Origin of the sequence: uncultured Chloroflexus sp. (genome assembly GCF_937129525.1) — a bacterium.
Taxonomy (GTDB): Bacteria; Chloroflexota; Chloroflexia; order Chloroflexales; family Chloroflexaceae; genus Chloroflexus.
Genome location: NZ_CAKZNK010000132.1, coordinates 1 through 8416 on the forward strand (window position 1 = coordinate 1; position 8416 = coordinate 8416).

The 8416-nt window shown below is 58.0% G+C and carries 8 protein-coding genes; 5 read left to right on the top strand and 3 right to left on the bottom strand.

The annotated features are described in order from the left end of the window. Positions 1–290 precede the first annotated feature (290 nt). The 5 genes from Q0650_RS16195 (at position 291) to Q0650_RS16215 (ending at position 5610) form a co-directional block, all read left to right on the top strand. A complete protein-coding gene (locus tag Q0650_RS16195) occupies positions 291–1064 on the top strand; it encodes an inositol monophosphatase family protein (RefSeq protein ID WP_298820829.1) in 774 nt (257 codons plus the stop codon). 103 nt (positions 1065–1167) lie between these two features. Further along, positions 1168–2511 carry an aspartate aminotransferase family protein gene (locus tag Q0650_RS16200; protein ID WP_298820831.1) on the top strand — a complete coding sequence of 448 codons (1344 nt, stop codon included), beginning with the start codon at positions 1168–1170 and terminating at the stop codon, positions 2509–2511. 48 nt (positions 2512–2559) lie between these two features. Beyond that, positions 2560–3165: a GNAT family N-acetyltransferase gene (locus Q0650_RS16205; RefSeq protein WP_298820832.1), complete on the top strand. Its 606-nt coding sequence runs from the start codon at positions 2560–2562 to the stop codon at positions 3163–3165. A 4-nt stretch (positions 3166–3169) separates the two neighbouring features. Beyond that, positions 3170–4135 carry a magnesium/cobalt transporter CorA gene (gene corA / locus Q0650_RS16210; protein ID WP_298820835.1) on the top strand — a complete coding sequence of 322 codons (966 nt, stop codon included), beginning with the start codon at positions 3170–3172 and terminating at the stop codon, positions 4133–4135. Continuing rightward, the gene (locus tag Q0650_RS16215) at positions 4129–5610 is read left to right on the top strand and encodes a nuclease domain-containing protein (RefSeq protein WP_298820837.1); all 1482 of its coding nucleotides are present in this window, start codon (positions 4129–4131) and stop codon (positions 5608–5610) included. The genes corA and Q0650_RS16215 overlap by 7 nt, the downstream gene beginning before the upstream one ends. 53 nt (positions 5611–5663) lie before the next feature. Here the strand turns inward: Q0650_RS16215 and Q0650_RS16220 are convergent, their stop codons facing one another. The 3 genes from Q0650_RS16220 to Q0650_RS16230 form a co-directional block, all read right to left on the bottom strand. After that, a complete protein-coding gene (locus Q0650_RS16220) occupies positions 5664–6950 on the bottom strand; it encodes an SLC13 family permease (protein ID WP_298820839.1) in 1287 nt (428 codons plus the stop codon). Then, the gene (locus Q0650_RS16225; RefSeq protein ID WP_298820840.1) at positions 6898–7839 is read right to left on the bottom strand and encodes a type IV secretory system conjugative DNA transfer family protein; all 942 of its coding nucleotides are present in this window, start codon (positions 7837–7839) and stop codon (positions 6898–6900) included. Before Q0650_RS16225 ends, Q0650_RS16220 begins: the two co-directional genes overlap by 53 nt. A gap of 199 nt (positions 7840–8038) precedes the next feature. After that, on the bottom strand, positions 8039–8275 hold the full coding sequence (locus tag Q0650_RS16230; protein ID WP_298820842.1) for a helix-turn-helix transcriptional regulator: 237 nt from the start codon (positions 8273–8275) through the stop codon (positions 8039–8041). Between the last annotated feature and the right edge of the window lie 141 nt (positions 8276–8416).

Consider the following 8416-nt stretch of genomic DNA (forward strand, 5'->3'; position numbering starts at 1 on the left):
AGCACCGCTGCGCCCCTACTCCCCGCCTGCCGCTCCCTGCAACACGCAACGATTGACCAGCGCCTATCAGCTATCGGTTATCGGCTATCAGCTATCGGCTATCACCCCCTGGTAGACGGATAGGCGCAGCACCGCTGCGCCCCTACTCCCCGCCTGCCGCTCCCTGCAACACGCAACGATTGACCAGCGCCTATCAGCTATCGGCTATCGCCTATTACTTTGTTGTAGTACAATGAAATAACGCACCGCAGCAGCCGGAGCTTGCGGCAACACATCGGCGGAGGCTTGGGGTGGAAATTGATGTTGCGCTGGTACGGGCATGGGCTCAGCGCGCTGGCGATATGCTTCTGAGATCCTATTTTAATCAGGTGTCACCTGAGCGAAAGTTGGATCGGAGTCTGGTGACGGCTGCTGATCGGGCGATTGAGGATTGGTTGCGCGACCAGATTGTGGCGTATTACCCTCATCACGGTATTATTGGCGAGGAACGCGAATCGGTTGGCCTTGACCGCGAGTATGTGTGGGTGATTGATCCAATTGATGGTACCAGTTCATTTGTGTCGGGTTTGCCAATGTGGGCAGTTTCGATTGGTGTTCTACGCCACGGTCAACCGGTTGTCGGCGTGATCGTTTTGCCGGTGTTGGGTGATTGTTATTGGGCGGTGGTCGGTGGTCAGGCGTTTTGGAATGACACGCCAATTCAGGTTGCGCCGCCGCAGCCTCCTGGCCCGAATGATTGGATTGCTATTCCTTCAACGTTTCATCGCGCTTATACGATCCATTATCCCGGTAAGGTGCGGGTGTTGGGATCGGTGGCTGCCGATTGTTGCTACGTGGCCCGCGGTCAGGCAAAGGCGGCTATTATCGGGCGGGCGAAGGTCTGGGATGTGGCCGCCGGTTGGGTGATTGTCCAGGCTGCCGGCGGTGTCGTCTGTCCGCTTGAAGGTGAGTTGCCTGATTGGTTGACGCTGTTGCAGATGGTGCGCCTTCCAACGGCAGTCGTGATTGGTCATCCACATCAGGTGTCACAGGTCTGCGCATGGGTGAAGCGCATTGTGCCGTAATTCCCGATGATGCAGATTTGCAAAAGCGCGGCTTAAGCCGCGCTTTTTGTTATAATGACCTATCAATGCCATAGTTGTCGAATTTGTTGAAGGAGTGTTTGTTATGACTGCGCCTGCTGTGCGCCATATTCGTCTGGTTACCGAGATTCCCGGCCCTCGTTCGCGCGAGTTGTTGGCTCGTCGTGAGGCTGCAGTGGTGGCCGGTTTGGGTCGGGCGACACCGATTGCGATTGCATCCGGTCACGGCGCGCTGGTGACGGATGTTGATGGCAATACGCTGATCGATTTTGTCAGTGGGATTGGAACACTGGCTGTCGGACATTGTCCGCCTGAGGTGGTGCGCGCCATTCAGACGCAGGCAGAGCAACTGATCCATTTGTCGGCGCTGGTTGGCACTTATGAGCCGTATGTGGCACTATGTGAGCGGTTGAATGCACTGGCGCCGATCAGTGAGCCGTGTAAGACGTTGCTGGCCAATTCGGGCGCCGAGGGAGTTGAGAATGCGATTAAGTTTGCCCGCGCCGCTACTGGCCGGCCAGCTATTATCGTTTTCGATGGCGCATACCATGGTCGTACCTTGTTGACACTCTCGTTGACATCGCGCACCTATTTCAAAAAGAAGTTTGGTCCGTTTGCCCCCGAAATTTACCGCGCCCCCTTCCCGTATGCCTACCGTATGGGTGTCAGTGAGGAGGATGCTGTTGAACAGTGTTGGGCAGCGTTTGAGCGGATGCAGATTGCCGGTGTTGATCCTGAGATGGTGGCGGCAGTTTTGATCGAGCCGGTGCAGGGTGAGGGTGGTTTTATTCCGGTGCCGGTTGAGTTTATGCGTCGCTTGCGCCAGTTCTGCGACCGCAATGGATCGTTGCTGATTGTCGATGAGGTGCAGAGTGGCTTCGGTCGCACGGGGACGCTGTTTGCGATTGAACAGTTTGGGGTTGAGCCGGATATTATCGTCGCCGCTAAGAGTATTGCTGCCGGCATGCCGCTGGCTGCAACAATCGGGCGGGCGCGGGTGATGGATAAAGCGCATTATGGCGGTGTCGGTGGCACCTATGGCGGCAATCCGCTGGCTTGCGTGGCAGCGCTGGCAACGATCGATCTGATCGAACGCGAGCAGTTGCTTGAGCGGGCACGTTCGATCGGTCAGCATATCCGCCGACGATTCGAGCCGCTGCTCGCCGATGATTCGCTCGATCCGCTGGTCGGTGATGTGCGCGGTTTTGGCGCGATGATCGGGATTGAGCTGGTCAAGGATTGGCGGAAGCGAACGCCGGCTGCCGCCGATGAGGTGCTGGCAATTCTTGGCCGCGCGCTCGAACGGGGAGTGCTGGCCATGCGCGCCGGTCTCTATGTGAACTGTATCCGGTTGCTGGTGCCGCTGGTGATCACTGATGAGCAGCTCGATGAGGGGCTAGAGGTGTTGATCGGCGCGATGCGAGGGTAATTGCCGGGATGGGTTCAGGAACCATCGATTTTGATGATGAGGAATGTTATGCCTGTAATTGTCACGCAAACGCAACCAGAACATATCCCCCAACTGGTGATCCACCAGCGGATCTGTTTTCCAACCCTCGACCCAGACGATCATTTTAGCGCCGAGAATTTTGCTGCTCATTTGCGCCTCTTCCCTGAAGGTCAGCACGTGGCGCTCGATGGTGATCGGGTGGTTGGGCAGAGCAGTACCTTCCGGATCAGCGGTGACAAAGTGTTTAAGCCACATACGTTTGAGGATATTGTCGATCACGGCAATTTTGGTCACCACGATCCAAATGGTGAGTGGTTGTACGGTGCTGATATTAGCGTGCATCCCGATTATCGCGGGCGAGGGATCAGTCGGATGCTCTACGATGCGCGCAAGGCTTTGATTCGCCGCCTGGGTTTGCGCGGCATGGTGGCCGGTGGGATGGTGCCCGGTTTTGCTGCTTATCAAGATCAAATGACTATTGAAGAGTATGTCGCAGCCGTGGTAGCGGGACGTATGTCCGATCCGACCCTGACGCCGCAATTGCGGAATGGCTTTACCGTGCGGGGAATTCTGTATCATCACATTCGCGATGGTCGGGTGCCCCATGCGGCGTTGATTGTGTGGGAACCGTAGCGCCATGGTCTCACTCAACGTTTTTCAGCGTCAGCAGGTGCAGCAGGTTACCGAGCTGGATCAGATTAGCGAGCTGTTGCTCCAACCGCGCGTAGTCATCTGGCTCGATCTGGAACAGCCCCAGCCGGATGAGATTGCGTTGTTAGCTGAGGAGTTCGGTTTTCATCCCCTTGCTATCGAAGATGCGCTGCAAGAGCATGAGCGACCGAAAGTTGAAACGTATCCTGGCTATTATCTGATCATCTTTTATAGCGTGGAATATGACGCCGCGACGCGAGAGCTGAACTTCCTGCCGATCACGCTCTTTGTCGGCGCGAACTATCTTGTCAGTATCCGCTCTGGCCCGGTGCGCCACGTGCAACAGGCGCTGGCGCGCTGGCAGAACAATGGTTACCTGCCTGGCTATCAGGTAAGCAGTATTCTCTATTCATTGATTGATGCCATTGTTGATGACTATTTTGTGGTGCTTGATCAGCTTGGCGAGCAGATCGATGCAGTTGAATCGGCAATTTTTCAGCGGGGCCGCCAGGAAGTGGCAGGTGAGATTTTTACGCTTAAGAAAGATTTGCTCCTTTTCCGGCGCATCGTCGCTCCTGAACGCGATGTGCTGAATGTGTTGCTACGCCAGGAAGTGCGTGTCTTCCAGCCGCGCGATTTAGCGTATGTGCGCGATGTGTATGATCATCTGGTGCGGTTGACAGAATCGATCGATCTGTACCGCGATCTGTTGTCTAGCGCTCTCGATAGCTATCTGTCGTTGCAGGGTAATCAACTGAACCAGTTGGTCAAGGTGCTGACGCTGTGGTCGATCATTCTGATGGCTTGTTCGCTCGTGGCAGGTATCTATGGCATGAATTTTGTGCTTATGCCTGAGCTTGAGCAGCCGTGGGGGTATCCGTTCGCGCTGGGATTGATGCTCACCATCGCTGTCAGTCTGGCGATCTACTTTAAGCGGAGGCGCTGGTGGTAGCCGATCCGGTGTTGAGCCTCGATGGTGTGCCGGTATCAGCGCCGGTTATCGTTGAGCGAAGCGTGGTCGAATGGTCATGTCCGCTACCGGCTGGCGCAACGGCTCGGTTGACTATCGATGGCGCGCCGCTCGAACCGTTTTTGCGTCCTGGCGAGACGGTATGGCGCTGGCGCTGGCAGGCGCCGGCAGTAGCTGGCGAATATCCGTTGCATCTGGCCATTGCCGGGACAGACTGGCATACCGAATGGCGTGATGTGGTGCGCATTGCGCCGTCGCTACTTGATGCCCGTCGTTATGCTGCTTTGCTGTCCGATCTGGCTCGGATGGCGCCGACGATGGCCCATGCGCTGCGTGGCGGTCGTCAGTCTGCCGGAGGCGTTGCGGCTGGTCAGCCTGATCAGGCGGCATTGCTTGCTCTCCTGACCGGTCCTGCGATCAGACGGTTGTTGAGCGCCGTTGAACGCCTGGCACAGCAGCCGCACAGTCGTCGGCTGCGCCTGGATGGTCCGCGCGAGCTGGGCGCGTGGCGAGATCGGCTTGATCCGGCGCGCTGGCGAATGGCAGTCGATGCTGCGCTAATGCCGGGAACGGACTGGCCGGATCGGGTGTGGATGGTAGTAGATCGCCCCGATCTACATGATCGGGGTCGGGTAGTGACCGCGCGACTCCTCGATCAGTTGCTTAATGCCGCCCAATGGTTGCTAATGCTCTCGTTACCCGAGCGCGCGCGTGAGCAGTTGGTAGTGATGATGGGTCGGCTGCGCTCTGCGCAGGCAGCGCTCGCGATTGCGGATCGAGCGCTTGGGCCAGTTGCCTGGACGCCGCGCAGTCGCGATGAAAGGATTGTGTATGCATACCGACGGTTGTTGCAGCGTCGGATAGGTGTGGGTTGGGATCGCGAACTTTTCACCATTCCGGTGCGCGATGTTGCCCGGCTGTACGAGATCTGGTGCGCGGCTCAGGTCGCGTTGTGTCTTGTATCGCTGGCTGACTGGTACCTGTATGAACAGTCTATCCTGGATGAGCAGGTTTTACGGATAGAACCATATCGACCGTTGTTCACGCTCAGGCGGGCTGATGGCGCGACACTGACGTTGCGTTACCAGCCGCGTTATCTGCCTGACGGTCAACCGTTCCGCTCACTCGATGATCGAGCGCGGGTGCCCGATCTGGCGATTGAGCTGATCACCGGGCAGCAATTGCCGATCTTGATTGCGTTTGATGCCAAGTATCGGAGCGAGGATGGCGCATTGCCGGCAAGTGCGCTCGATGAAGGGTATAGCTATCTGGCCGGGATCGGTCGTTCTGACGGTAGTCGCGCAGTGAACGCGCTGGCGCTGCTCTTCCCCGGTCATGGCGCGCCAATCACGTATCCGAGCGGCCTGACGGCAATGCCACTGCTGCCGGGAGATCAGGTCGATGCGTTGCGCTTCTGGCTACAGGAGCGTGTCTTCAAGATAACCAGGGGCGCTTGACAAACCTTGCTTCTTCGTTGCCCGGCGTACCGCTTTATCGTCAGTGGCATCTCTCACCATGGAAATAAGCCGGGCACAATCATCAGGCAAACAATTAATGCCAGCAGTTGGAGCGGAATGCCGGCGCGAGCATAATCGCTAAATCGGTAACCGCCAGGAGCCAGTACCAGCGTATTGACCGGCGAGGCAATAGGGGTGGCGAAGGCGGTCGAAGCGGCAATCGCAGTAGTAATCACGAGCGGCTCGGGCGCTATCCCTAATTGCCTGGCAATATCAAGGGCAATGGGCATCATCAACACGGCAGTGGCCGTATTCGAGATGAACTGACTCAACAAACTGGTAATAAGGAAGATTCCTGCCATTACTACCAGAGGTGAGAAGCTGTCCAGTACACCTGCTACCCCGCTAGCAATCAAAGCCGACCCTCCCGTTTTGGTCAGGGCTGTGGCCATTGGGAGCATAGCGGCAATGAGTATCAGACTCTCCCAGCTCAGGCGACGATAGATGTCGTTGAGCGGGACACAACCGCTGATTGCCATTGTAACCGCGGCGGCCAGGGCGATGGTGACGATCGGCAGCCAACCGGTTGCCATAACTACCAGCATGACCAGCATAATGGTCAGGGCAAGCAATGCGCGTGGCCCCAGCCGATCACCATGCTGCGCTAAATCTTGCGGTAAAGCAACGACGGCTAGATCGCCAAAGGTGCGTTGCGCGCGCAGAATGGCTTCCAATTGCGTTGGCATGCCGGTGATGAGCAGGGTGTCGCCAAAACGCAGCGTCTCGCGCGCTGGATCGCCACTAAGTGGATGCCCCAGCCGACGCACTCCGAGCACAGTCACGCCAAATAGCTGGCGTAGTTCAGCATCGGTCACAGTTTGACCGACGAAGCGTGATCGCGGAGTAAGGGCCACTTCCATTAGCGGCAATTCAGGGCCAAATGGGAGATCGGTCTGCGCTGATTGGAGAATTGCCTTTTCCCGTTGACAAAAGGCGTTCATTGCAGCCGTTTCCCCAATCACATCGAGCAAATCACCGGCCAGGATGCGTGTGGCCGGCGTTATGGCGCGCGCCGGCCCAGGAGCCGGGCGGTTTTCCGGCCAGCGCCTGATGCCGACGCCCGTGATGCCGTAACGACTGTGGAGTCGCGACTCGGCCAGGGTACAACCGGCCAGCGGTGAATCGGCGGCAATTCGCACCTGTGCAATACCCTCGGTGAGACGGTAATCGGTGGCCAGTTCGGCAATCGTCGGGCCACGAGTCTCACTCTTTGCCGGCGCCACTCGTTCAGGTAAAAGCAGGTGACCAAAAAGAGTCAGCGCGAGCGTAACCGCAAGCAATACTCCTAACGTCCTCGACGAGCGGTGACTGTGTGAGCAGGATCATGCGGATACCGGCCTTGCGCGCCTCGCTGCCCAAACAGGTTGCAAGGCGCTTCCAGGTGTCACCTAGCTCAAGCGCAATCGTCGGCACCTCGTCGATGACAACGACCAGCGGTGTAATGTCGGCGTGCATGCCGTTCGCCATGCGCTGGTACCGCTGCGTCATCTCGCCTTCCAGTCCGAGCAGTGTAGCACGAATGGCGTTGTAATCGCGCCCCTGTCCAATTGCAGGCACGCCGTGCCATGTCCCGGCGTGCGGGTCGATGACGCACACTGCATCGCCGGCGTCAATGCAATACGACAGCAGCGCCGCTGCTGTCGTAGTCTTGCCGCACGACGTGCGGCCCGCGACGATGATGTGCGCTTCGTCCGCTAGCAGTTCGGGCAGCCAGTACTCCGGCGGGTCAACGGGGAGCGCGCGGGGCGGTTCGGTGCGCGCCGCTTGCCCGTTCGCCGCCGCATTAACCGTCTGGCTGACGCTCAGACTCTCGACGCCACGGTAGACACGGTGCGGGGCAACGTCACGTTCGAGCGCAACCATTTTATCGAGCAAGGCGAGGTACTGGTTGGGTGTGAGGCGTGCAAGCATGTCCGCTGGCACCGGATTCATCATGCGGTCACGCACCAGACGCGCGCGCACCAGATACGCGCGCTGCTCCAGCGCCCAGACGACCAGAATGACGCTGCCGGCGACGACGGGGGTGACAGAGGTGATAACGAGCAGCATCGTCCAGAACGTCAGCCAGACGGGATCCGGCCAGAGATCGCGCAGCGTCGCCCAGCGCGCCACTGCGAAGACGCTCAGGGCGACAATCCAACTGAGCAGCGCCGCAATCGCCAAGGACAATGTGTCCCTCCCCCGCCAGGACTGGGAATGAGAATGAGGGCGAACATCAAGCCGCGCAAAGCGCTCGCTTCAATATCCTCGTCGTGCCAGGCGCTATCCGCCTGTGCCTCTGGGCCGATCTTGTGCACGTTGATATTGCTATCGCTCACCTCTGTGGCGTTGCAGCGCAAAGGCTGCGCAAAGCGCCGGACGGCGCCAGTCAGCGTGCATTCTCGTCGGGGACTTCGGTGAGGGTCAGGAGGTCGCCCACGTCGCACCGAAAATAGGTGCAGAGCTTCGCAATCACGTCGCGCGGGTACTCGCGGATCGTTTCTTTTGCAATCGCGTTCACCGTGTAGTAGGGGACGCCCGATTCCTCGGCAACCGTCCGCAACGTGATACGCCGCCGTTCGCGGGTCGCTTTCTGCGCGATCAGGAGGTAAAGATTGCTTCGCACGGTAATCACCTTTTCATTATATCACAACACTTATTACCGTTTGACACCCATATCATAAAGCCTCTTGTCATGTAACACTTGACTATGTTGTGTGATAATGGTATATGTTACAAAACACTTGATTTTACACGTAACACTCTG

Bases quoted from the DNA above. Each gene is read 5' to 3' on its own strand.
- Q0650_RS16205 (WP_298820832.1), top strand. From the start codon at position 2,560: ATGCCTGTAATTGTCACGCAAACGCAACCAGAACATATCCCCCAACTG.
- Q0650_RS16200 (WP_298820831.1), top strand. From the start codon at position 1,168: ATGACTGCGCCTGCTGTGCGCCATATTCGTCTGGTTACCGAGATTCCC.
- corA (WP_298820835.1), top strand. From the start codon at position 3,170: ATGGTCTCACTCAACGTTTTTCAGCGTCAGCAGGTGCAGCAGGTTACC.